The organism is Pseudomonas sp. GL_090 (assembly GCF_057837765.1).
In genome coordinates this window covers 2,195,272-2,219,086 of sequence record NZ_CM174452.1, presented here as the reverse complement: position 1 = coordinate 2,219,086, position 23,815 = coordinate 2,195,272, and the positions used below count along the sequence as shown (strand labels likewise).

Below are 23,815 nucleotides of genomic sequence, written 5' to 3'. Positions count from 1 at the left end.
GCGAGCCTGCTCGCGATGGCAGCGACTCGGATCCGAGAAGAAACGGGGGCTTAGAAATCCCGCTTGTAGAAGATGTCCAGCGAACTGGCCACGCCGCCAGCGGCTTCGAGGTAAACCTTCTTGCTCAGCTTGTAGCGCAAGGCAATGGTGTTGGCCGGTTCGAACACGCCGACGCCATAGCGCAGGCTGAGCTTCTCGGAAATATTGCCGCTGGCCACCACACTGGTGGCAGTACCGCTACCCTGGGTGTCGAGTTGGAAGTCCTGGATGCCCAGGTTCTTGGCGATGCCGCTGGTCACCCCGGAACTGCCCATCAAGCCCAGACCGAGGGCCGCCTGGGCGAGCATGTTGTTGTCCTCGCCATTGCTGCTCAGCGGACGCCCGAGCACCAGATAGGACAGGGCCTCCTCCTGGCTCATGGCCGGTTCGGAAAAGATCTGTGTGGTCGGCTGCTCAGCGCTGCCACTGAGGCGAATGCCGGCGATGATGTCGCCGGTCTTGCGAATGGCCTCGATGTCCAGGTACGGCTGATCGATGGGCCCGGCAAACAGCAAGCGTGCCCGGCGCACCGAAAGCCGCTGGCCGTAGGCGCGATAACGCCCGTCGTTGAGCCACAGCTCGCCACGGGTGTCCATGTTGTCGCCGATGTGCACATGCCCCTGCACATTCGCGGTCAGGCCAAACCCGGCAAAGCTCAGCTTGTCTTCGCCGACCAGCACTTCGATGTCCATCTTCATCGCCAGCGGCGGTTTACCCTCCTCGGTTTGCTGACCAATGATCACCGTGTCATCGGAGACCTTGACCGTCGACGGCGGCAACTCGCGAATGGTGATTTCGCCCCTGGGCACCAGCACTTTGCCGGCGATGGCCAACTCGTCGCCTTTCATCGAGATCTTCAGGTCCGGAGCGACTTCCAGCTTGGCGTATGGCTCGACGGTGACTGGCAACTGCGCCCCCTTGAGCGCCAGGTCCACCACCAGTGCCTGGCCCCAGGCGACGTTGCCGCTCAGGCTGCCCTGCCCGACCTTGCCGCTGTTCCAGCCGCCGTTCAGTTCTACGCTTTCGCCGGCGATGAGTGCTTGAACGTGCAGGTTTTTCAACTCCATCGGCAATTCAGGCCCGGAGATCTGACCGTCGCTGAGTTGCAGGCTGCCATTGACCCGCGGCACCAGCAGCCCGCCGGAAATCGTGCCGCTGCCATTCAAGCGCCCGGTCAGTTTCTCGACCATCGGCACGAACGGCCGCGCCACCGACAGGTCCAGCCCGCTCAAGCGGAACGAGCCGCTCAACGGTTTGTTCTTCGGCAACGGATCGAGCTGCGCCTGCACCATCAGTTCGCCGAGTTTGCCGCCGACGAAGTTGAGCTCGGTATCGATGCGCTTGGGCGTGAGTTTGCTGGAGAGTTTCAGGGTCTGGTACGGGAAGTCCAGCCACTGGTCCTTGTCCTTGATGCGCAGCGTGCCGCCGCCGGCATCGACGCTGATCTGGCCGTTCGGGCCACAGGCCGGCAGGTCCAGTTGCAGGTCGGCGTTGAGCCGGCCCTGCCAGGCGAAATCCTTCGGCAACCACTGCGCGAGGCTGTCGATCGGGAATTGCTTGAGGTGATAACGCAGCTTCGGCTCGGGCATCAGGCGTGAGTCTTCACCGCACAGGCTGGCTTGGCCGGATGCCCAGCAATGGGCGCCAAAGTTGATTTTGCCGTCCGCCAGGCGTTCGAGTTTCGCCGGCCCTTGCAGCCTCCAGTCCTGGCCACCGGCCTGGATATCACCGCTGGCCAGGCGTCCGCGCCAATTGCCTTTGTCCAGCGCACCGTCCAGACCCATCGCCAGTGTCAGCTTCGGCCCTTGCAGATCGAGGCTCAGCTTCTGGTTCTTGATGTCGCCCTGGCCGCTGGCGGTCAGGGTTCCCAGTAAAGTGTCGCCGGCCCGGATGCCGCTGCCTTTGAGGTTGATCTTCGCCCGTTGCGCACTGTCGAGCGTGGCGTCCAGGTTCAGGCTTTGCAGGCGATTGTCCTGGAAAGCCAGTTGCGAGCCTTGCAGGTCAAGCTTGCCCTGGGGCGCCTTGAGCGTGCCGGCGACATCCACGCGACCATTGAGCTGGCCGCGCAATTGCGGCCAGAGCTGGGCCAGGCGCGGCAGCTTGAGATCGATCTGGCCGGCGAGTTTCTGTTGCAGGCTGCCTTTGCCGCTGATGCTGTTATCGCCGAGGCGAACTTGCAAAGCGTTGAGGTTCCATTGCTCGCCACGGCCGTCGGCCTTGGCCTGGATCACCGCCGGCTGACCACGCAGTTTGCCCTTGAGGTCCAGGTCGGCATTGAGGCTGAGCACTTCGTTTTTCAGCTCGCCCGTGCTGCGCAGCGGCCCGGCCAGTGTGCCCGGCAGCTCTGCGACCCAGTACGCCGGGTTGATCGCCGACAGGTCCAGCGCGGTGTCCCAGGCAATGCCGTCGGCGAATTGCAGGTTCAGGTGCCCTTCGGCCTTGCCCTGCCCGGCCTGGAGTTGAATCTGTTGCAGGTAGATTTTCGTCAGGTCGCCCGCGAACGGGCTGGCCAGGGTGAAGGCGCCGGCCGGACCATCCGCCGCTGCGTCAAAATGACCGAGGTACTTGCCGTCTGTGTAAGAGACTTCGCCGGTGAACGTGCGAAGCGCAACTTGCGGTTCGTCGATGAGCGGATAGAGCCTGTGCCACGGAAAGTCCAGCCAGTCGATCTTCGCCTCGGCGCTCAGACCCTTGCTCCAATCCACAAACCCTGTGAGCTTGAGGCTTTGCTTGTCGTTGGCGGTCAGGTCCAGCGCGGCAATCTGCGCACCCTTGGCGTCGACCTTGCCTTGCAGCGCCAGGGCGACTGGCCCTTGCTCGGCGGGCAGCGTGGCTTTGCCGAGCAGCGCGTAGCCGTTTTTCAGGTCGCCCGCCCCCGTGAGTTCAAGCTGATTGAGTTGCAGGGTGTCCGGCAGATCGGCACTGGGCTTGAAGCCATCGGCGGTGATCCGCACCTTGGCCGGCAGGTTTTCCACCAGCGGTTGCAGTTCGCCGGTCAGTTGCCCGTTGAGGTAACCACTGCTGTCGGCTTTCAGGTTCAGGGTCTTGAGCAGGTCGCCGTCGACCTTCAGCGCCAGCGCCAGGGGCTCAGGCGTCGACAACAGGGTCAGCTTGCCGGAAGCGCTGAGGGGCCAGTTGCCGGAGGGTTGCAACAGACCGGACAGGTTCAGGCTCAGGTCATCGCGCTGCAACGACACCGCGTCGATCTTCAAACCCGCCGTCGTCCAGTGCGCCGCCAGTTGCAAACCCTTGAGCGCTTCGCTGCCGTTGAACAACAGGCTGCCGACCTTGATCTCCCCCAGTTCGATGGCCAACGGTAACTTGAGCTCCGGGAGTGTGATCGGGCCGCTGTCTGGCTCTTCGGCACCCGGCGGGAACGTCAGGCTGACCTGATCGGCGTGCAATTGCTCGATGCACAGGGTCATACGGGTCAGGCACAACGGCGACCAGGCGAAAATCACCTTGCTCAGCTCAACCCGGTTGCTGTCCTGCTGCCACAGCACCCGGTCGGCACTCCACTGCCCGCCCAGCCGGCCCTGGTAGTTTTCCAGGGTCAAACCCGGCACGAAACCCAATGCCCAGCGGCTGCCCGTCGCCGTGCCCAGCACCGTGGCCAGCGTCAGGACAACCACCGCCACCAGCGCCGCCATCGTCAGCAGTGTTGCTTTCAAACCACGCTTCACAGCTCAGGCCCCATGGAAAAGTGCAGTCGAATGCCGCCATCGTCGTCCAGCGCGTGGGCCAGGTCGAGGCGGATCGGCCCCACCGGCGATACCCAGCGCACGCCGATACCGACCCCGGTCTTGAGGTTCGGCAACTCAAGCGTGTTGAAGGCGTTGCCCTGATCGACAAAGGTCGCGATCCGCCATTTTTCGGCGATGGAATATTGATATTCCGCGCTGGCGGCTACCATGTAGCGGCCACCGATGCGGTCACCGTCGGAGTTTTCCGGGGACAGGCTCTGATAGTCGTAACCGCGCACGCTCTGATCGCCACCGGCAAAGAAGCGCAACGATGGCGGTACCGATTTGAAGCCGTTGGTGGCACTGCCACCGACCTGCACCCGCCCGAGGAACCGGTGATTATCGAACACCGTGGTCAGGCCTTTGACCAATGCCGTGCCGTAGAGCAAGTTGCTGTCGGAACCCAAACCTTCCTTGGCCACTTTGGACTCGAATTGCAGGCGATAGCCGTTGTGCGGATCGATGCGGTTGTCGCTTTTGAGGTACGAGTAGCTCACGCCGGGCATCAGCAAGGTACTGAGTCCCGAGTCGTCGCCCAGTTGGTAATCCTCGCGCTGCCACTTCAGCGACACCACCCGTTGCCAACCGCTGGGCAGTTTGCTGTGCCACTCGGGACCGAGGGTCAGCAGCTTGCTGTGGCTGTCCTTATCGGCAATTTCTTGATTCTGATAGCCACCGGCAAAACGCAGTTTGTCGGTCAGTGGCGGGTCCAGCGGAATGTCGTAGAACAGCCCGACGTTTTGCCGAGGTGCCGAGACTTCGGTTTCCCAGCCATAACTGTGCCCTTGCGCATTGACCCAGTGCCGGGTCCAGTTGGCCTTGGCCCGTGGACCGACGTCGGTGGAAAAGCCCAGGCCCAGGCCCATGGTCCGCGGCTTGCGGGTTTCGAGCTTGACGTCCACCGGGATCGCTTCGTCCCTGGACGCCGTGGGTGCCGCGTCCACGCGAACGACTTCAAAGTAGCCGCTCGATTGCAGGTTCTGATTGAGTTCAGCGATCAGTTCCGAGTCATACGGCGTGCCGGTCTTGAACGGCACCATGCGTTGCAGCAGATCGTCATCGAACGGCGTATCGCCCTCGAAACTGACCTTGCCCAAGGTATAGCGCGGACCGCTTTCATAGATCAGTTCGATATCGGCGACGCCAGCACGGGGGTCGACCGACAGTTTTGAACGGGTGAAACGGCCGCTGAAAAAGCCATAACGCGAAGCCTGATTCTGGATCAGGCGCTTGGCGTCCTCGTAATGCCCATGGTTGAGCACGGCGCCGGGCTTGAGCGCGTCGCTTTTAGGGATTCGAAAGGACTTGAGGGAAGCTGCCGGACCGTCGACACGCACCGTGACGTTGCGCAAGTGCACCGGCTCGCCGGGGTCGACCTTCAGCACCAGGCGCGGCTTTTCGCCGCCCTTCACCTCGCTGTCGATGTGCGGCTGGTAATAACCCAGGGCCTGGGCGGCCTTGCGCGCCTGCTCTTCGGCGCCACGGCTGAAGCGCAGCAACGCCTCTTCATCGCGATCGCCGAGGCCGCCGATATAGCCTTCAATATTGGCCTTCAGCTCGTCATTGGACGGTTTGATCCGTACATCCAATTCACTTTGTGCCAGCGCCGTGCAGCTGGTCATCAGCATCAGCACACCGCTGGTAATTCTTCCTGGAAACTTCATAGGCGCGGATGCTATCACGAGCATGGATCATGAACATGGGAGCGTGATAGAGCCTGACAAGCAAAGAAAGTTCGTCGTTCAAGCCGTTGCAGTATGTAACAGCTGGGGATTGGGGTGAAAAAACACGTGTTCGCGAATCGGTCCTACGGCAACCTCACCGATTTCCTGATAGCCCTGGCGCTTATAGAACTCCAGGTAGCGAGGGTTCCCGGTGTCGAGGATCACGCCCTGAGAGTTTTCATCCACCGCGCACCAGTTGTGCACGGCTTGTAACAGTTGTTCGCCGAAATGCTGGCCCTGGAACTGCGGATGTACCCCCAGCAACGGCAGGACGTGCACCGACTCGTTCGGCACGCAGGCCTCCACGGCGGCGTGATACTCGAGGTAGCGACGGGTGCAGCGAAATCCCGTGCTGAGCACCATGCGCAGGCGCCAGGCCCAACTTTCAGTGACGCCCAGGCGTCGTTGCGGCGGTGCGATCAGGGCGATGCCGATCAAGCGGTCGTTGACCAGCAGGCCGATGGCCGGCAGGTCCTGGAGAAAGTGCTGGGTCACCAGTTCGCGCACGGTGGCGCGAACCCGCTGTTCGTAGCCGGGGCGCTCGGCTTCGAACAAATAGCCGAAGGTCGGCTCGTGTCGATAAGCCTGGTACAGCAGCGAACGTGCTTCGCGGGCGTAGCCGCTGTCGAGCATGTGAATATCGGCGATGGCGGTCGAGGTTTCGGGCATGACGGTTGATCTCCCCGGCACAGCTCGGGTGGCTGCGCTCTTGTTGTTACGAGCCTGTCGGCGCTGACACAGTTCCTTACAGATCCGAACTCAGTGTAGGCAATGAAATCGCCTTCGTCGGAACGCCGCCCGGAGCCGACTCGCTCCCACAAAGGGACAGACCACATCCGTTCCCTGTGGGAGCGAGCCTGCTCGCGATGAGGCCATCACTGCCCACACAAGACTGACTGACAAAACCGAATCCCCTCACCCCACACTGGCCCGATTCCCACATGTCAGCTAGCATCGCCCTTTTGCCAGGACTGCCGACCATGAAGATCGTCTCCTTCAACATCAACGGGCTGCGCGCCCGTCCCCATCAGCTGGCGGCGCTGATCGAAAAACACCAGCCCGATGTGATCGGCTTGCAGGAAACCAAGGTCCACGACGATCAGTTCCCACTGGCAGAGGTTCAGGCCCTGGGTTATCACGTGTACTTCCACGGGCAAAAAGGCCATTACGGCGTCGCCCTGCTCTCGCGCCAGGAGCCGCTGGCCCTGCATAAAGGTTTCGCCACCGACGAAGACGACGCCCAGCGACGCTTCATCTGGGGCACCTTCGCCGACGTCAACGGCGTGCCGGTGACCATCATGAACGGTTATTTCCCACAGGGCGAAAGCCGCGACCACCCGACCAAGTTCCCGGCCAAGCAGCGTTTCTATGGCGACTTGCAGCAATTGCTGGAAAGCCAGTTCAAGAACGACCAGCCGCTGGTGGTGATGGGCGATGTGAACATTTCCCCGGAAGACTGCGACATCGGCATCGGCCCGGACAACATGAAGCGCTGGCTGAAAACCGGAAAATGCAGCTTCCTGCCGGAAGAACGCGAGTGGATGGCCCGCCTGAAAAACTGGGGCCTGGTGGATAGTTTCCGCCACCTGAACCCGGACGTGGCGGATGTCTTCAGCTGGTTCGACTACCGCAGCCGCGGTTTTGAGGACGAGCCCAAGCGTGGGCTGCGCATTGATGTGATCCTGGCTTCCCACGGCTTGCTGCCACGGGTGAAGGCCGCCGGTGTGGACTACGAACTGCGTGGCATGGAAAAACCTTCGGACCATGCGCCGATCTGGCTTGAGTTGAGCTGATCCCTCCCGGCTGCATCAAACTCCTGTGGGAGCGAGCCTGCTCGCGAAAGCGGTGTGTCATTCAACAATGATGTCGACTGATACGCCCTCTTCGCGAGCAGGCTCGCTCCCACATGAGAAAGTGTCATTTTTCCGAAACCTTACTGACTTAATCTCCCGACACCTCCTTTGGCTATGTAAGGTGCCGGCATGATGCTGCGCGTGTTGTTCCTGTTGATGCTGTGCACGGGCTTGCCGCAAGCGGCCTCGGCCGGCGACTTGCCGACACCCGAACACGGCCCGGTGTTGCGGATTCAGGGTTCCAACACCATCGGCGCGGCATTGGCACCGGCACTGGTCGAGGGCCTGCTGAGTGAACAGGGCCTGCGCAAGATCCACCGCGAACCCCCGGACACCGCCAACGAACTGCGCATCGTCGGCGAAACCGTTCAGGGCCGTCGGGTCGTGGTGGAGGTGGCGGCCCATGGTTCCAGCACCGGTTTTACCGCGCTAAAAGCCGCCAGAGCCGATCTTGCCGCCTCGTCGCGCCCGATCAAGGACAGCGAACTGGTCAGCCTGCAATCGCTCGGTGACCTTAAAAGCCCGGGCGCCGAACAGGTCATTGCCATCGATGGCCTGGCGATCATCCTTCACCCGGACAATCCGCTGAACCAACTCGACACCCTGCAACTGGCGCGCATCTTCAGTGGCGAGGTGAAGACCTGGGAAGACATCGGCGGTCGCGGCGGGCCGATACATCTGTATGCTCGGGATGATCAGTCCGGGACCTACGACACCTTCAAGGAACTGGTCCTCAGCGGCCGAGGGAAAACCCTGGGCAGTACAGCGAAACGTTTCGAGTCCAGCGAACAATTGTCCGATGCGGTCAGCGCAGACCCGCAAGGTATCGGTTTTATCGGTTTGCCCTACGTGCGCCGGGCCAAAGCCGTGGCCATTGTCGACGGTCAATCGCAGGCCATGCTGCCGCTCAACAGCCTGATTGCCACGGAAGATTATCCGCTGTCCCGTCGGTTGTTCTTTTACCTGCCACCGACGGGGAAAAATCCCTGGGCCCAGGCACTGGTGGCCTATGCCCAAAGCAGCAAAGGGCAGGCGATTGTTGCCGCCAACGGGTTTGTTGCCCAGACCGTCCAGGCCATGGCCGTCACGCCGAATGCATTGATGCCCGAGGGATACCAGTCCCTCAGTCGTCATGCCCAGCGGTTGTCGGTGAATTTTCGCTTTGAAGAAGGCAGTGCCAGCCTGGACAACAAGGCGCGGCAAGACCTGACGCGAGTGCTCGACTATATAAAGCAGCAAGACAAAATGTCCGGGCAAGTGACGCTGGTGGGGTTTGGCGATGCCAAGAGCGACCCGGCGCGTGCCGATCTGTTGTCGAAGCTGCGGGCCATGGCGGTACGGCGGGAGTTGGCGAAGAGCGGCGTGGTGTTTCGCGAGATACGTGGATTCGGTGCCGAAATGCCGGTGGCGGCCAATAGCGCCGATGAGGGAAGGATCAAGAATCGGCGGGTTGAGGTTTGGGTGTATTGAATTTGATGTTGATGTATTGAATTCGACGACGCCATCGCCAGCAGGCTGGCTCCCACAGGGATCACACTGAACCTGTGGGAGCCAGCCTGCTGGCGATTGAAGCCGCTGCGGTGTTAGTGCCCGCTACGCATCATCTCCTTTGGCACATATTTGCCGATTTCGAACTTGCCGATCGCCGCACGGTGCACTTCGTCCGGGCCGTCGGCCAGGCGCAGGGTGCGTTGCATCGCGTACATGTAGGCCAGCGGGAAATCGTTGGAAACCCCTGCCCCGCCATGGATCTGGATCGCCCGGTCGATCACCCGCAACGCGACGTTCGGCGCCACGACCTTGATCTGCGCGATCTCGCTTTTCGCCACTTTGTTGCCGACGGTGTCCATCATGTACGCCGCTTTCAACGTCAGCAGGCGTGCCATGTCGATCTCCATCCGCGAGTCGGCGATCTTGTCGATATTGCCGCCCAGGCGTGCCAGCGGCTTGCCGAACGCCGTACGGTTCACTGAGCGTTTGCACATCAGTTCCAGCGCCCGCTCGGCCATGCCGATCGAACGCATGCAGTGGTGAATCCGGCCAGGGCCAAGGCGACCTTGTGCGATTTCGAAGCCGCGTCCTTCGCCCAGCAGGACGTTTTCGTACGGCACCCGCACGTTTTCAAAGTGCACTTCGGCGTGCCCATGTGGTGCATCGTCGTAACCGAACACTGGCAGTGGACGCACGATCTTCACGCCAGGCGCATCCACCGGCACCAGAATCATCGAGTGCTGGGCATGACGTGGCGCGTCCGGATTGCTCAGGCCCATGAAGATCAGGATTTTGCAGCGCGGGTCGCACGCACCCGACGTCCACCACTTCTTGCCGTTGATCACCCACTCGTCGCCATCGCGCACGGCACGGGCGGCCATGTTGGTGGCGTCGGAGGACGCGACGTCCGGTTCGGTCATGGCGAATGCCGAGCGGATCTCGCCGCGCAGCAGGGGTTCGAGCCAGCGTTGTTTCTGCTCTTCGTTGGCGTAACGCACCAGCACTTCCATGTTGCCGGTGTCCGGTGCCGAGCAGTTGAATGGCTCTGGCCCCAGCAGCGAGCGACCCATGATTTCCGCCAATGGCGCGTATTCGAGATTGGTCAGCCCGGCACCCAGTTCGGACTCAGGCAGAAACAAATTCCACAGGCCCTCGGCCTTGGCCTTGAGTTTGAGTTCTTCCATGATCGCGGTCGGCTGCCAGCGATCGCCCTCGGCGACCTGGCGCTCGAACACGGCTTCGGCGGGATAGACGTAGGTGTCCATGAACGCTGTTACACGCTCACGCAGTTCCTGAACCTTGGGCGAATAAGCGAAATCCATGAGCGAGATACCTTCTTGGGGGAGGTTGTTTAGGTCATGCAATCGATGCTAGAACAGCGCTGATAATTTACCTAGCCTATTCTCGGCGTGTATAAACATTCATCACCGATATATGATCGACTGATCGTCACGGTCAGCCCGCCCACACAACAAGAGAGCCGCGTAATGAATCTGAGCAAGGTCGATCTCAACCTTTTCATCGTCTTCGACGCGATCTACACCGAAGCCAACCTGACCCGTGCCGGGCAGATTGTGGGCATTACCCAGCCAGCGGTGTCGAACGCTCTGGCCCGGTTGCGCGAGACCTTCAACGACCCGTTGTTCGTACGCACCGCCCAAGGCATGGTGCCCACGCCCATGGCGCAGAACATCATCGGCCCGGTGCGCAACGCGCTCTCGCTGCTGCGCGTGTCGGTGCAGGAAAGCCGCATTTTCAACCCGCAGCAAGCGGTCAAGACCTATCGCATCAGCATGACCGACCTCACCGAAGCGGTGATCCTGCCGCCATTGTTCCAGCGCCTGCGCCGCCTGGCGCCGGCGGTGATCATCGAAAGCTTCCTGTCCAAACGCCGGGAAACCACCAAAGAGCTGGCAGCCGGTCGCCTCGATTTCGCGGTGGATGCGCCACTCAACACCGACCCGCAGGTGCGTCACGTCAAGTTGATGGAGGACCGCTACGTGTGCGCCATGCGCAAGGGGCATCCGCTGGCGGGCAAGGATAAACTCAGCCTGGATGATTATCTGGGCCTGACCCACATCCATATTTCCAGCCGACGCAGCGGCCTCGGCTATGTCGACCTGGCGCTGGGCAAGATGGGCATCCAGCGCAAGATCGCCCTGCGCTCCCAGCATTACCTGATGGCCTCACAGGTGATGCAGCAGACCGACATGGTCATGACCGTGCCGGAACGTTTTGCCCGTCGTAACGATCTGCAAGCCTTTAATCTGCCGGTCAACGATGTGCCGCCGGTGGAAACCCACCTTTACTGGCACGAAAGCACCGACCAGGACCCGGCGAACCGCTGGATGCGCGAGCAGATGATCGAGTTGTGCCAGCAGGTGACGGCGCAGGAGAAAAAGCTCGAGAAGGTGTAGGGCTTGATACCGAAGCGCCCCCATCGCGAGCAAGCTCGCTCCCACAGGGATTATTTGTTGTACTCAGATGTTGAGTTCAATGAAGAACCACTGTGGGAGCGAGCCTGCTCGCGATGAGGCCCGCAAGAACACTGAAATCTCACACCCCTTGACGTAAACGTCAACCTGCCATTAGCTTAGCGCCATGACCTATTGCGAGCGCGCCCATGAGCAGCCAGACCTACAGCATTTCCGACCTCGCCCGCGAGCTCGACATCACCACCCGCGCCATTCGCTTTTATGAAGAGCAAGGCTTGCTCAGCCCCGAGCGCCGTGGCCAGGAACGCATTTACTCGCCCCGCGACAAGGTCAGCCTGAAGCTGATCCTGCGGGGCAAGCGCATCGGTTTCTCCCTGGCGGAATGCCGCGAGCTGATCGAACTCTACGACCCGTCCAGCGGTAACACCAAGCAGTTGCACAGCATGCTGGCGAAAATCAGCGAGCGCCGTGAGCAGCTTGAACAGCAAATGCTGGACATCGAACAGATGAAGCTGGAACTGGACACGGCCGAAGAGCGCTGCGTGCAGGCACTGGAGCAGACGCTCAAAAGCCAGGAAGCCATCCAATAAAACCCGCCCCCTTGTAGGAGCGAGCCTGCTCGCGATGGTCGTTAACGATTACGCGTGTCTGCTGGATAAACGCGGTGCCTGGGAGTCCATCGCGAGCAGGCTCGCTCCTACAGGATTCTTCGAACAATTCACACAGGTCGAATCCCATGTCCCTCCCAACCCACGTACGCCTGGTCGAAGTCGGCCCACGCGACGGCCTGCAAAATGAAGCCCAACCCATCAGTGTTACCGACAAAGTACAACTGGTCGATGCACTGACCGCCGCCGGGCTTGGCTATATAGAAGTCGGCAGTTTCGTTTCGCCCAAGTGGGTGCCGCAGATGGCCGGCTCCGCCGAGGTCTTCGCGCAGATCCAGCGCAAACCCGGTGTGGTCTACGGCGCGCTCGCCCCCAACCTGCGCGGTTTCGAAGATGCCCTCGCCGCCGGGGTAAAGGAAGTGGCCGTGTTCGCCGCGGCGTCCGAGGCGTTTTCCCGGCGCAACATCAATTGCTCGATCAGCGAAAGCCTGGAGCGTTTCGGGCCGCTCATGGAGGCCGCCAGACAACATGGGGTGACCGTGCGCGGGTATGTGTCCTGTGTGCTGGGCTGTCCCTATGAAGGTAACGTCGCCCCGGAGCAGGTCGCCGTGGTCGCCCGCGAGCTGTATGCCATGGGCTGCTATGAGGTCTCGCTGGGGGACACCATCGGCACCGGCACCGCTGGCGCAACCCGCAGGATGTTTGAAGTGGTATCGAAGGATGTGCCCCGGGAGAAACTCGCAGGTCACTTCCACGACACCTACGGCCAGGCTGTGGCAAACATCTACGCCAGCCTGCTGGAAGGCATTTCGGTGTTCGACAGTTCCATCGCAGGCCTGGGCGGCTGCCCCTACGCCAAGGGCGCCAGCGGTAACGTCGCCACCGAAGATGTGGTTTACCTGCTCAACGGCCTGGGCATCGACACCGGAATCGACCTCGACGCCTTGATGCTCGCTGGCCAGCAGATCTGCACAGTATTGGGTCGCCCTACCGGTTCCCGCGTGGCCAAGGCCCGCAGCGCACAGTGAGTGCGCTGAGTGTGTCAGGGTGTTACCGCTGTTTCTGAAACGTGGGCAGAAGCGAGTAACACGGAAACAAAATGTAGGGTTTTGCCTGAGACCAAAAACCCTACAATTTTTCAAACCATTGATTTTAAAGGCTTTTAAAAAGTTGGCACGCCTCCTGCTATATCTATCGCATAACAAGAATAAAAAAATTGCAGCAAACCTAATAAAAACAAGACGTAACGACTCTGACATAACAAAAACAACACGGCAGAGACGCAGCTAACAGATTTTTTTGGAGAAGATGTGCTTTTCAGGGTGCTTTTCGGAGTTACCCGCAACCGGGCAGAGAATAATAAAACTACCTTCAGGTAGCTCCCGAACTGGTTGGATCGCTCAGCGAGAAAGTAGATCAGCGCTCAAAAAAATACGTTTGCTCTTGATCCCGAATGGGGATCGCCAAAAACAGCGGTAAAGGGCAACGGTTGCCAAAAACAACAACAGACCGACCCTCAATAATAAAAAAAGAGCACGCGCAACGAAATTAAAGGGGAGCTTCGGCTCCCCTTTGTGCTGTCTGGCATTTATATTTCTCACCACCGCCCACTGTGGGAGCGAGCCTGCTCGCGATAGCGGTGGGTCAGTCGACATCCTTGCTGGATGTTCAATCGCCATCGCGAGCAGGCTCGCTCCTACAGGGGAATGAGTCAGGCCTTGTTGATGCGCAACTCCTCGATACTGATCTCGCGCATCCTGAATTTCTGGATCTTGCCGGTCACCGTCATTGGAAACTCCTCGACGAACTTGAAGTAACGCGGCGTCTTGAAGTGCGCGATGCGCTCCTTGCACCAGGTTTGCAACTCTTGCTCGGTGGCACTGTGACCGGGGTGGAACTTGATCCAGGCGACGATCTCTTCGCCGTAGCGCGAGCAGGGAATCCCGATCACCTGCACGTCCGCCACAGCCGGGTGAGTGAAGAAAAACTCTTCCAGCTCCCGTGGATAAATATTTTCACCGCCACGGATGATCATGTCCTTGTTGCGCCCGGCAATGCACACATAACCCTCGTCGTTCATGCTCGCCAGGTCACCGGTGTGCATCCACCCGGCCTGATCGATGGCGTCCGCCGTGCCTTCGGGGTTGTTCCAGTAACCGAGCATCACGCTGTAACCACGGGTGCACAGCTCGCCGATGGTGCCGCGCGGTACCAGGTTGCCCGCCTCGTCGATGATCTTGCTTTCCAGTTGCGGCTGGGTGCGGCCGACGGTGGTCACGCGCAGTTCCAGGTCGTCTGAAGGACCGGTCTGCAACGACACCGGACTGGTTTCGGTCATGCCGTAGGCAATCTGCACTTCACTCATGTGCATTTCGCTGATGACCCGGCGCATCACTTCGATAGGACAGGTTGCGCCCGCCATGATCCCGGTGCGCAGGCTCGACAGGTCGAACCCGGTACGCTGAGGTTGATCGAGCATGGCGATGAACATGGTCGGTACGCCGTACAGCGCGGTGGCCTTTTCTTCGGCCACGGTGCCGAGGGTCAACAATGGATCGAACGCGTCGTTCGGATAAATCATCGTGCTGCCATGGGTGATGCAGCCGAGGTTGCCCATGACCATGCCGAAGCAGTGGTACAACGGCACCGGGATCACCAGACGATCAGTGGCGGTCAGGCCGAGGCTTTCGCCGACCATGTAGCCATTATTGAGAATGTTGTAGTGGCTGAGGGTCGCGCCCTTGGGGAAACCGGTGGTGCCGGAGGTGTACTGGATATTCACCGGCTGATCGAAATGCAGGCTGTCCTGGCGTTCATGCAGTTGCTCGACCGCCACGCTACCCGCCAGATCGGCCAGTTGCGACCATGGCAGGAACCCCGACGGCGGCTGCGCATCCAGGCTGATGACGCCACGCAACTGCGGCAGCCGCTCACTCTGCAACTTGCCGATGGATTGCTCGGCCAGTTCCGGCACCAGGCCTTGCAGCATCGCGTGATAGTCCGAGGACTTGAAGGCCCCGGCACACACCAGCCATTGGCAGCCGGACTGCTTCAATACGTATTCGAGTTCGGAACTGCGATAGGCGGGGTTGATGTTGACCAGGATCACGCCGATTTTCGCCGTGGCGATCTGGCTGATGCACCACTGCGCACAGTTGGGCGCCCAGATGCCAAGGCGGTCCCCGGTTTGCAGCCCCAGCGCCAGCAGTGCTCTGGCGTGCAGGTCCGCAGCCTCGGCCAATTGCCGCCAGGTGTAACGCAGCTGCTGATGGCGCACCACCAGCGCCTCCCTGTCCGGGTACTGTGCAACCGTGTTGTCGAACGCCTGGCCAATGGTCATCGCCAGCAAGGCTTTGTCCTGGGAACCACGGGTGTAACTGCGTTGCGGGCTTGCACTGGGTTGATCCATGACGACCCCTATTGTCTTTATTGATGGGCTACCGGCGATCCCCTGTAGGAGTGGGCCTGCTCGCGATGATGGACTTACAGCCGACATTGTCGCCAACTGATACACCGCCATCGCGAGCAGGCTCACTCCTACAGGATTGGTCCGCGTTCTATCTTGAACTGGCTCTACTCTCGCTCAAGTTGACGTTAACGTAAAGGGTGATTGACAGCCATTCGTCACAGGCTTACGTTAACGTAAAGGTGAGAACCCATTGACAGTCTCACCAACCGACAAAAATGCCAAAAGGTGACCCATGAGCTATCCATCCCTGAACTTTGCCCTCGGTGAAACCATCGACATGCTGCGCGATCAGGTTCAGTCCTTCGTCGCCAAGGAGATCGCCCCGCGCGCCGCTCAGATCGACATCGACAACCTGTTCCCCGCCGACCTGTGGCGCAAGTTCGGCGACATGGGCCTGCTGGGCATTACCGTGCCGGAGGAGTACGGCGGTGCCGGCCTGGGTTACCTGGCCCACGTGGTGGCCATGGAAGAAATCAGCCGTGGCTCGGCCTCGGTGGCGCTGTCCTACGGCGCCCACTCCAACCTGTGCGTCAACCAGATCAACCGCAACGGCAACCACGAGCAGAAATCCAAATACCTGCCCAAGCTGATCAGCGGCGAGCACATCGGCGCCCTGGCCATGAGCGAACCGAATGCCGGTTCCGACGTGGTATCGATGAAACTGCGCGCCGACAAACGCGGCGACAAGTACGTGCTCAACGGCAGCAAGACCTGGATCACCAACGGTCCGGATGCCAACACCTACGTGATCTACGCCAAGACCGACCTGGAAAAGGGCCCCCACGGCATCACCGCCTTCATCGTCGAGCGCGACTGGAAAGGCTTCAGCCGCAGCAACAAGTTCGACAAGCTCGGCATGCGCGGTTCGAACACCTGCGAGCTGTTCTTCGATGACGTCGAAGTGCCGGAAGAAAACATCCTCGGTGTGCTCAACGGCGGTGTGAAAGTGCTGATGAGCGGCCTCGACTACGAGCGCGTCGTTCTTTCGGGTGGCCCGACCGGGATCATGCAGGCGTGCATGGACCTGATCGTGCCCTACATCCACGACCGCAAGCAGTTCGGCCAAAGCATCGGCGAATTCCAGCTGATCCAGGGCAAGGTCGCCGACATGTACACCCAACTGAACGCCAGTCGCGCCTACCTGTATGCCGTGGCCCAGGCCTGCGAGCGCGGCGAAACCACACGCAAGGACGCCGCTGGGGTGATCCTCTACAGCGCCGAACGGGCCACGCAAATGGCCCTCGACGCGATCCAGATTCTCGGCGGCAACGGCTACATCAATGAATTCCCCGCCGGCCGTCTGCTGCGTGACGCCAAGCTGTACGAAATCGGCGCCGGCACCAGTGAGATCCGTCGCATGCTGATCGGTCGCGAACTGTTCAACGAAACCCGCTAAACGGAGCTGCACATGGCTACCCTGCATACCCAGCTCAACCCCCGTTCAGCGGAGTTCGCCACCAATAGCGCGGCGATGCTCAAGCAGGTCGACGCGTTGCACACCCTGCTCGCCCAAGTGGCGCAAGGTGGCGGCCCGAAGGCACAGGAACGCCACACCTCGCGGGGCAAACTGCTGCCTCGCGAGCGCATCAACCGCTTGCTCGATCCGGGCTCGCCGTTTTTGGAAATCAGCCAACTGGCGGCTTACGAGGTGTATGGCGAAGACGTCCCCGCCGCTGGCGTGATTGCCGGGATCGGACGCGTGGAAGGCGTCGAATGCATGATCGTCGCCAACGACGCCACCGTGAAAGGAGGCTCGTACTACCCGCTGACCGTGAAAAAACACCTGCGCGCCCAGACCATCGCCCAGCAGAATCGCCTGCCGTGCATCTATCTGGTGGACTCCGGCGGCGCCAATCTGCCGCGTCAGGATGAAGTGTTCCCGGATCGCGAGCACTTCGGGCGGATCTTCTTCAACCAGGCCAACATGAGCGCCATGGGCATTCCACAGATTGCCGTGGTGATGGGCTCGTGCACCGCTGGTGGTGCGTATGTGCCCGCGATGGCTGACGAAGCGATCATGGTGCGCCAGCAAGCGACGATTTTCCTCGCCGGCCCGCCGCTGGTGAAAGCCGCGACCGGTGAAGTGGTCAGCGCCGAAGACCTCGGTGGGGCCGATGTGCACTGCAAGATTTCCGGTGTGGCCGACCATTACGCCGAGAGCGATGAACACGCTCTGGCGCTGGCGCGTCGTAGCGTGGCCAACCTCAACTGGCGCAAGCAAGGCGAGGTTCAACAACGCACTCCAATCGCCCCGCTCTACAACAGCGACGAGTTGTACGGCGTGGTCCCGGCCGACGCCAAGCAACCGTTTGACGTGCGCGAAGTCATTGCGCGGCTGGTGGATGGTTCGGTGTTCGACGAGTTCAAGGCGCTGTTCGGGACCACACTGGTCTGCGGTTTTGCCTACCTGCACGGTTACCCGATCGCGATCCTCGCCAACAACGGCATCCTGTTCGCTGAAGCGGCGCAGAAAGGCGCGCACTTCATCGAACTGGCGTGCCAACGCGGCATCCCGCTGCTGTTCCTGCAAAACATCACCGGCTTCATGGTCGGCCAAAAATACGAAGCCGGCGGCATCGCCAAGCACGGCGCGAAGCTGGTGACGGCAGTGGCCTGCGCCAAGGTGCCGAAGTTCACCGTGATCATCGGCGGCAGCTTCGGTGCCGGTAACTACGGCATGTGCGGTCGGGCCTACGATCCGCGCTTTCTGTGGATGTGGCCGAATGCGCGCATTGGCGTGATGGGCGCCGAACAGGCGGCCGGCGTGTTGGTGCAGGTCAAGCGCGAGCAAGCCGAACGCGGTGGCCATGGTTTCAGCGCCGAGCAGGAAGCCGAGATCAAGCAACCGATCCTCGACCAGTACGAAGAACAGGGTCACCCCTACTATTCCAGCGCGCGCCTGTGGGACGACGGTGTCATCGACCCGGCCCAGACCCGCGACGTACTGGCCCTGGCCTTGTCCGCGTCGTTGAACGCGCCAATCGAACCGAGCCGCTTCGGCGTGTTCCGGATGTGATTTTTTGTAGGAGCGAGCTTGCTCGCGATGGTCGTCAACGATAACGCTGCAAGCCTGACACCCAGCGGCGTCCTCAAGACCATCGCGAGCAAGCTCGCTCCTACAGAATAGAGTTGTGGAGACGGACGAATATGAGCGAATTCAACACCCTCGAACTGCTGAGCGACCCAAGGGGTTTTGCAACCCTGTGGCTCAGCCGTGAAGAAAAGAACAACGCGTTCAACGCCGAGATGATCCGCGAACTGATCCTCGCCCTCGACAAGGTCGCGAGCGATGCCAGCCTGCGGTTTTTGATCGTGCGCGGTCGCGGCAAGCATTTCAGCGCCGGCGCTGATCTTGCCTGGATGCAGCAATCGGCCGAACTCGATTACGCCACCAACCTCGATGATGCCCGGGAACTGGCGGAGTTGATGTACAACCTGGCCAAACTGAAAGTCCCGACCCTGGCAGTGGTGCAAGGCGCAGCCTTTGGTGGCGCGCTGGGCCTGATCAGTTGCTGCGACATGGCCATCGGCGCCGATGACGCGCAGTTCTGCCTGTCGGAAGTGCGCATCGGCCTGGCGCCGGCGGTGATCAGCCCGTTCGTGGTGCAAGCCATCGGCGAGCGCGCGACCCGTCGCTACGCCTTGACCGCTGAACGCTTCGGCGGGCAACGGGCTCGGGAAATCGGTTTGTTGTCGGAGAGCTATGCAAGCGCCGAGCTGGAACAGAAAGTCGAGCAATGGATCGACAATCTGCTGCTCAACAGTCCGGCCGCGATGCGCGCCAGCAAGGACCTGTTGCGTGAAGTCGGCGACGGCTCACTGACCCCGGCATTGCGCCGCTACACCGAAAACGCCATCGCCCGCATCCGCGTCAGCCCCGAAGGCCAGGAAGGCCTGCGCGCCTTCCTGCAAAAACGTCCGCCGAGCTGGCAAGCACAAACCACCAAGGAGCCCCGTTGATGAGCGCACCTGTCCTCACCACCCTGCTGGTGGCCAACCGTGGCGAAATCGCTTGCCGGGTGATGCGTACCGCCAAGGCCCTGGGCCTGACTACCGTGGCCGTACACAGCGCCACCGACCGTGACGCCCGGCACAGCCGCGAAGCCGACATTCGGGTTAACCTCGGTGGCAGTAAAGCCGCCGACAGCTATCTGCAGATCGACAAACTGATCGCCGCCGCCAAGGCCAGCGGCGCCCAGGCGATTCACCCCGGCTATGGCTTTTTGTCGGAGAACGCCGGGTTCGCTCGCGCCATCGAAAACGCCGGTTTGATCTTCCTCGGCCCACCCGCGTCGGCCATCGACGCCATGGGCAGCAAGTCCGCCGCCAAAGCCTTGATGGAAACCGCCGGCGTACCGCTGGTGCCCGGTTATCACGGTGAAGCCCAGGACCTGGAAACCTTCCGCGCCGCCTGCGAACGCATCGGCTACCCGGTGCTGCTCAAGGCCACGGCCGGGGGCGGCGGCAAAGGCATGAAAGTGGTCGAGGACGTCAGCCAACTGGCCGAAGCCCTGGCCTCGGCCCAGCGTGAAGCGCAATCGTCGTTCGGCGACTCGCGGATGCTGATGGAGAAATATCTGCTCAAGCCACGTCACGTGGAAATCCAGGTGTTCGCCGACCAGCACGGCAACTGCCTGTACCTCAACGAACGCGACTGCTCGATTCAGCGCCGTCACCAGAAAGTCGTCGAAGAAGCCCCTGCTCCGGGTCTGAGCCCGGAGTTGCGTCGGGCCATGGGTGAAGCCGCCGTGCGTTCGGCACAGGCCATCGGTTATGTCGGTGCCGGCACCGTGGAGTTTTTGCTGGATGCGCGCGGCGAGTTCTTCTTCATGGAGATGAACACCCGTCTGCAAGTGGAACACCCGGTCACCGAAGCCATCACCGGCCTCGATCTGGTAGCCTGGCAGATTCGTGTGGCTCGTGGCGAAGCCTTGCCGATGACTCAGGACCAGGTGCCACTGGTGGGTCATGCGATCGAAGTGCGGCTGTATGCCGAAGACCCGGGCAACGATTTCCTGCCGGCGACCGGTCGCCTGGAACTGTATCGCGAATCCGCCCAAGGGCCGGGGCGTCGAGTGGACAGCGGCGTTGAAGAAGGCGACGAGATCTCGCCGTTCTACGACCCGATGCTCGGCAAGTTGATTGCCTGGGGCGAAGACCGTGAACAGGCGCGCTTGCGCCTGCTGAGCATGCTCGACGAATTCGCCATCGGCGGGTTGAAGACCAACATCAACTTCCTGCGGCGCATCATCGGCCACCCGGCGTTTGCCGATGCCGAACTGGATACCGGCTTCATTCCGCGCTATCAGGAGCAATTGCTGCCGGCCCCGGCGGAACTCAGCGATGATTTCTGGCAAGCCGCCGCCCAAGCGTTTGCCCAGAGTCAGCCGCCAGCCACCCGCGCCGATGACCCGAGTTCGCCGTGGGCGGCGGGTAATGGCCTGCGTGCGGGTTTGCCGAGAGAAATCACCCTGCACTTGAGCTGTGAAGGCCAGGACCGGGCGCTGACCCTGGGCGACATCGATGCCCACAGCGCTCGGCTCAAGGGCGAGCAGCTGCTGACCGAGCAGGCTGGCGTACGCCGTCAGCACCGCGCAATACGCCGTGGCGATTACGTGTATTTGCAGTGGGATGGCGAGTTGCACCGCATCGAGACCTACGACCCGATCAGCGCCGTCGAGGCCAGCCACAGCCATCAGGGCGGGCTCACCGCCCCCATGAACGGCAGCATCGTCCGGGTGCTGGTGGAAGCCGGGCAATCGGTCGAAGCCGGGGCGCAATTGGTGGTACTGGAAGCGATGAAGATGGAGCACAGCATCCGCGCGCCCCATGCCGGGGTGATCAAGGCGCTGTATTGCCAGGAAGGTGAAATGGTCAGCGAAGGCAGTGCACTGGTCGAACTGGAAGAAGCGTGAAATGAAGATCGGTCCTACGCACCGCGAGGACCGATCTGATCAGAACCTGGCTGTTGCCTGAACCACTACGCCGATGATTCGACACTCTTCGGTGTACAAGGCTTTCGGATACGTCGGATTGAGCGGGACCAGATAACGCTGCCCGCCCTCTTCGATGAGCTTGCGGAACGTCGCTTCGGCGCTGCCCGGCCACTGGGCAATGACCAGTTTGCCAGGCTCGGCGTCCACCGCAGGGTCCACCAGGATCAGCATGCCTTCCGGAATGCTCATGCCATTGGGTGCGGTCATCGCATCGCCTGCCACCCTCAACCAGAATGCCGGCCCCCGGGCGTGGTAATCGGACAGTTCAAAGTGCCCTTTTCCGTACGCCGGGACCTCGCCGTCGCGCACTTCGACAGGTTCGCGCCAGTCACTGACCGGGTAGCGAAAGTACGGGTTGTACTTCTGTGTCAGGGGAACTTCGTCGTCCGTTGACGCCAGCGGTTCCCGGATCACCAGCGCCACTTCGAGAAACTCAAGGCCCAGCGCCCCCAGCACACGGTTCATGTCTTCGATGCCGGGTTCACGACGTTTGTTGAGCCAGTGGCCAATGCCGCCCTGGGACATCCCGAGGCGCTCGGCGAGTATCTCTTGAGTGATTTTGAGTTCACTCATCTTGGCCTTGACCAATTCAATCCATTTATCCATGTGCGGCACGATACGTGGGCGACTCCAGCCATCAAAACACAAAATGTAGTATTTAAATTGTCGTCACAAATACAGTTCGTATTAGGATCAATCCACGGATCTGAATCTAACACGGAGCTTGCCATCGCCATGAACCCACCCACCAACGACCGCCTGGACCTGCAAATCGACAACACCTTTACCTCGCCCCTGGACTCTGCGGCGGCACAACGCGCGCTGGACTATTACTTGAAACCAGCTATTTCGGAGGAAGTGGCCGAGCCGCGTTTTTTTGATGTGAACCGCAATATCAGCGGCGAAGAGGCGCTGGTCCATGCCCTGGACCTGTTGCGCTGTGCTGCCGCCACCGCGCACGAGTCAGCCAGTCACCTGCAAGGCGCAAGCCGCGACCTGGCGTTTTCGACGGTGCACATGATCGACATGGCCAAGGCGATGGTCGATCGATCGCTGGAGAAGTATGAAAACGGTTGAAGTGAGAAGGCAAATCGAGAGGACTGGAAAGAATTTTCCTGTCGAGCAGGCAAAAACGCTTGACCCCCAAACGAGAATGATTATTATTGCATCAACTGATCGCGAGATCAGCCGATGGACCAGGTCGCCTTAGGTCGGTCTCCTGGACTATCTCCTCATCAGGCTAATCACGGTTTTTGACCCGGCTTTTTGCCGGGTCTTTTTTTGTCCGCCGCATTTCGTATTTTTCCGTAAGGAATAAATTGGACGGCGCTTTCCACTTAGTCTCTTTGCGCTGCGCTCACCCTGGTGATGACCATTGAGCCACTCAATGATTCCGCTGGGAAATACAGTGGTGGGACAAACCATCCCGACGCGTCCGGACCCGCAAAATCTGCCTGGGCGAAGTCGGGCCCTGCATGCCGGGCCCGCGGTTCAGCATGGCTCAGGCAGGGAAATGCTGGTTGGCGATCGCCACCACTTCCTGCTCGGAGATCGGCGCAAGAGCCGCCACCGCCCACAGGTCATAGGCCGGATGGGCGCGCTGGATCGGCAGCACCATGTCGAAGCCGGCCGCTTGCAGGGAACCGGTCAGGACCTTCTTGGTGAAACCGCAACGGTGCGCCATGAACACGTTGCCGTTGGCCATGGCCGGGCGATGGCCGTAGAGGATGTCGATGGGCGCGATCGGGCCGGCCGGTGAAAGGTAGGCCTCGTCGGTCAACTTGTCTTCGGCCACCAGGGCACACACCGATTGCAGGTCCGGGCAAGTGATGATCACGAAGCCGCCAGGCTTGAGGACGCGCTTGAACTCCGCCAGGGCAACCGGCACTTCATGGGGATAGAGATGCTCGATGTTGTGGCTGGAGAACAGCGCATCCACCGAAGCGTCCTTGACCTGGGACATGTCGGTCATGGTGCCGACGATGTCCGGGTTGACACTCTCATCGATATCGAAGCGCAGTTCCTGCCACTGCTCCGAGGCGAAGCCCTTGGTCGTGCTGTTCTTGCTCTTTGGACCGCAACCTACATGGAGGAAGGTTTTCACAATCAGTTACTCGATCAAGGCCCTTGCCGGATGGCAAAAGGGGAAATGGGGGCATGTTCCGCTGGCCAATGCCTCCAACGGACGCCCGCGCACACTAGGGGAAGTGCTGGGTGAGGGTCAAGGTCATGGCAGCACAACGGCGTACCGACTGGTCAGCTCGCAAAGAATGGCGGAAACCCAAGATAGTGGCTATATGATATCTACCCATTACTATACGAGCCTATAAAACAATACCTTTTTATAACTAAAAGTTTAAAAAAGGCAAAAAGCCATCAAAAAGATTCTTAATGTTTTCAGCGACCGTGTCGCTAATGACACGAGGGCTACCAAATTTTCGCCCAAGGCTACGGCGA

Annotated in this window: 17 protein-coding genes; 10 read left to right on the top strand and 7 right to left on the bottom strand. The window is 60.8% G+C overall.

Annotation, left to right across the window (positions count from 1 at the left end):
* Positions 1–50: 50 nt before the first annotated feature.
* The 3 genes from AC3ITA_RS09860 to AC3ITA_RS09850 all read right to left on the bottom strand — a co-directional run bounded on the left by AC3ITA_RS09860 (position 51) and on the right by AC3ITA_RS09850 (position 6,175).
* Positions 51–3,722: a translocation/assembly module TamB domain-containing protein gene (locus AC3ITA_RS09860; RefSeq protein WP_489280130.1), complete on the bottom strand. Its 3,672-nt coding sequence runs from the start codon at positions 3,720–3,722 to the stop codon at positions 51–53.
* Positions 3,719–5,446, bottom strand: coding sequence for an autotransporter assembly complex protein TamA (locus AC3ITA_RS09855; RefSeq protein ID WP_095945981.1), 1,728 nt, complete (start codon positions 5,444–5,446; stop codon positions 3,719–3,721). The genes AC3ITA_RS09860 and AC3ITA_RS09855 overlap by 4 nt, the downstream gene beginning before the upstream one ends.
* A 78-nt stretch (positions 5,447–5,524) precedes the next feature.
* On the bottom strand, positions 5,525–6,175 hold the full coding sequence (locus AC3ITA_RS09850; protein WP_414928084.1) for a GNAT family N-acetyltransferase: 651 nt from the start codon (positions 6,173–6,175) through the stop codon (positions 5,525–5,527).
* A gap of 311 nt (positions 6,176–6,486) precedes the next feature.
* Between AC3ITA_RS09850 and xthA the strand changes: the two genes are divergently transcribed.
* Together xthA and AC3ITA_RS09840 are read left to right on the top strand one after the other, a co-directional pair.
* The gene (gene xthA, locus AC3ITA_RS09845; RefSeq protein ID WP_095945979.1) at positions 6,487–7,299 is read left to right on the top strand and encodes an exodeoxyribonuclease III; all 813 of its coding nucleotides are present in this window, start codon (positions 6,487–6,489) and stop codon (positions 7,297–7,299) included.
* A 189-nt stretch (positions 7,300–7,488) separates the two neighbouring features.
* The gene (locus AC3ITA_RS09840; RefSeq protein WP_095945978.1) at positions 7,489–8,829 is read left to right on the top strand and encodes a substrate-binding domain-containing protein; all 1,341 of its coding nucleotides are present in this window, start codon (positions 7,489–7,491) and stop codon (positions 8,827–8,829) included.
* A gap of 113 nt (positions 8,830–8,942) precedes the next feature.
* Here the strand turns inward: AC3ITA_RS09840 and AC3ITA_RS09835 are convergent, their stop codons facing one another.
* Complete coding sequence (locus tag AC3ITA_RS09835) at positions 8,943–10,172, bottom strand: acyl-CoA dehydrogenase (protein WP_095059574.1); 1,230 nt, start codon at positions 10,170–10,172, stop codon at positions 8,943–8,945.
* A gap of 165 nt (positions 10,173–10,337) precedes the next feature.
* On the opposite strand from AC3ITA_RS09835, the gene AC3ITA_RS09830 reads away from it, so the two are divergent.
* The 3 genes from AC3ITA_RS09830 to AC3ITA_RS09820 all read left to right on the top strand — a co-directional run bounded on the left by AC3ITA_RS09830 (position 10,338) and on the right by AC3ITA_RS09820 (position 12,921).
* The gene (locus tag AC3ITA_RS09830; RefSeq protein WP_095945977.1) at positions 10,338–11,267 is read left to right on the top strand and encodes a LysR family transcriptional regulator; all 930 of its coding nucleotides are present in this window, start codon (positions 10,338–10,340) and stop codon (positions 11,265–11,267) included.
* Positions 11,268–11,473: 206 nt separating this feature from the next.
* Positions 11,474–11,875 carry a MerR family transcriptional regulator gene (locus tag AC3ITA_RS09825; protein ID WP_095945976.1) on the top strand — a complete coding sequence of 134 codons (402 nt, stop codon included), beginning with the start codon at positions 11,474–11,476 and terminating at the stop codon, positions 11,873–11,875.
* Between the two features lie 146 nt (positions 11,876–12,021).
* A complete protein-coding gene (locus AC3ITA_RS09820) occupies positions 12,022–12,921 on the top strand; it encodes a hydroxymethylglutaryl-CoA lyase (RefSeq protein WP_095945975.1) in 900 nt (299 codons plus the stop codon).
* 683 nt (positions 12,922–13,604) lie between these two features.
* Here the strand turns inward: AC3ITA_RS09820 and AC3ITA_RS09815 are convergent.
* Positions 13,605–15,302 carry an AMP-binding protein gene (locus AC3ITA_RS09815; RefSeq protein WP_489280126.1) on the bottom strand — a complete coding sequence of 566 codons (1,698 nt, stop codon included), beginning with the start codon at positions 15,300–15,302 and terminating at the stop codon, positions 13,605–13,607.
* A 292-nt stretch (positions 15,303–15,594) separates the two neighbouring features.
* Here AC3ITA_RS09815 and AC3ITA_RS09810 point away from each other — a divergent pair, with 292 nt between their 5' ends.
* The 4 genes from AC3ITA_RS09810 (at position 15,595) to AC3ITA_RS09795 (ending at position 21,277) form a co-directional block, all read left to right on the top strand.
* A complete protein-coding gene (locus AC3ITA_RS09810) occupies positions 15,595–16,758 on the top strand; it encodes an isovaleryl-CoA dehydrogenase (RefSeq protein ID WP_007946948.1) in 1,164 nt (387 codons plus the stop codon).
* A gap of 12 nt (positions 16,759–16,770) precedes the next feature.
* Positions 16,771–18,378 (top strand): carboxyl transferase domain-containing protein, encoded by a 1,608-nt coding sequence (locus AC3ITA_RS09805; protein WP_489280123.1) that lies wholly within the window; start codon positions 16,771–16,773, stop codon positions 18,376–18,378.
* 131 nt (positions 18,379–18,509) lie between these two features.
* The gene (locus tag AC3ITA_RS09800; RefSeq protein WP_095943352.1) at positions 18,510–19,322 is read left to right on the top strand and encodes a gamma-carboxygeranoyl-CoA hydratase; all 813 of its coding nucleotides are present in this window, start codon (positions 18,510–18,512) and stop codon (positions 19,320–19,322) included.
* Entirely contained in the window at positions 19,322–21,277 is a 1,956-nt protein-coding gene (locus tag AC3ITA_RS09795) for an acetyl/propionyl/methylcrotonyl-CoA carboxylase subunit alpha (RefSeq protein ID WP_489280121.1), read from the top strand. The genes AC3ITA_RS09800 and AC3ITA_RS09795 overlap by 1 nt, the downstream gene beginning before the upstream one ends.
* A gap of 39 nt (positions 21,278–21,316) precedes the next feature.
* Here AC3ITA_RS09795 and AC3ITA_RS09790 read toward each other — a convergent pair whose 3' ends face one another.
* On the bottom strand, positions 21,317–21,964 hold the full coding sequence (locus tag AC3ITA_RS09790; RefSeq protein ID WP_095943350.1) for a LexA family protein: 648 nt from the start codon (positions 21,962–21,964) through the stop codon (positions 21,317–21,319).
* 129 nt (positions 21,965–22,093) lie between these two features.
* Between AC3ITA_RS09790 and AC3ITA_RS09785 the strand changes: the two genes are divergently transcribed.
* Entirely contained in the window at positions 22,094–22,435 is a 342-nt protein-coding gene (locus AC3ITA_RS09785; protein WP_095943349.1) for a DUF6124 family protein, read from the top strand.
* 424 nt (positions 22,436–22,859) lie between these two features.
* Here the strand turns inward: AC3ITA_RS09785 and AC3ITA_RS09780 are convergent, their stop codons facing one another.
* Positions 22,860–23,462, bottom strand: coding sequence for a class I SAM-dependent methyltransferase (locus AC3ITA_RS09780; RefSeq protein ID WP_007978448.1), 603 nt, complete (start codon positions 23,460–23,462; stop codon positions 22,860–22,862).
* Positions 23,463–23,815: the final 353 nt, after the last annotated feature.

Coding starts and splice junctions, on each gene's coding strand:
- AC3ITA_RS09855 (WP_095945981.1), bottom strand. CDS start 5,446: ATGAAGTTTCCAGGAAGAATTACCAGCGGTGTGCTGATGCTGATGACC.
- AC3ITA_RS09850 (WP_414928084.1), bottom strand. CDS start 6,175: ATGCCCGAAACCTCGACCGCCATCGCCGATATTCACATGCTCGACAGC.
- xthA (WP_095945979.1), top strand. CDS start 6,487: ATGAAGATCGTCTCCTTCAACATCAACGGGCTGCGCGCCCGTCCCCAT.
- AC3ITA_RS09840 (WP_095945978.1), top strand. CDS start 7,489: ATGATGCTGCGCGTGTTGTTCCTGTTGATGCTGTGCACGGGCTTGCCG.
- AC3ITA_RS09835 (WP_095059574.1), bottom strand. CDS start 10,172: ATGGATTTCGCTTATTCGCCCAAGGTTCAGGAACTGCGTGAGCGTGTA.
- AC3ITA_RS09830 (WP_095945977.1), top strand. CDS start 10,338: ATGAATCTGAGCAAGGTCGATCTCAACCTTTTCATCGTCTTCGACGCG.
- AC3ITA_RS09825 (WP_095945976.1), top strand. CDS start 11,474: ATGAGCAGCCAGACCTACAGCATTTCCGACCTCGCCCGCGAGCTCGAC.
- AC3ITA_RS09820 (WP_095945975.1), top strand. CDS start 12,022: ATGTCCCTCCCAACCCACGTACGCCTGGTCGAAGTCGGCCCACGCGAC.
- AC3ITA_RS09815 (WP_489280126.1), bottom strand. CDS start 15,302: ATGGATCAACCCAGTGCAAGCCCGCAACGCAGTTACACCCGTGGTTCC.
- AC3ITA_RS09810 (WP_007946948.1), top strand. CDS start 15,595: ATGAGCTATCCATCCCTGAACTTTGCCCTCGGTGAAACCATCGACATG.
- AC3ITA_RS09805 (WP_489280123.1), top strand. CDS start 16,771: ATGGCTACCCTGCATACCCAGCTCAACCCCCGTTCAGCGGAGTTCGCC.
- AC3ITA_RS09800 (WP_095943352.1), top strand. CDS start 18,510: ATGAGCGAATTCAACACCCTCGAACTGCTGAGCGACCCAAGGGGTTTT.
- AC3ITA_RS09795 (WP_489280121.1), top strand. CDS start 19,322: ATGAGCGCACCTGTCCTCACCACCCTGCTGGTGGCCAACCGTGGCGAA.
- AC3ITA_RS09790 (WP_095943350.1), bottom strand. CDS start 21,964: ATGGATAAATGGATTGAATTGGTCAAGGCCAAGATGAGTGAACTCAAA.
- AC3ITA_RS09785 (WP_095943349.1), top strand. CDS start 22,094: ATGAACCCACCCACCAACGACCGCCTGGACCTGCAAATCGACAACACC.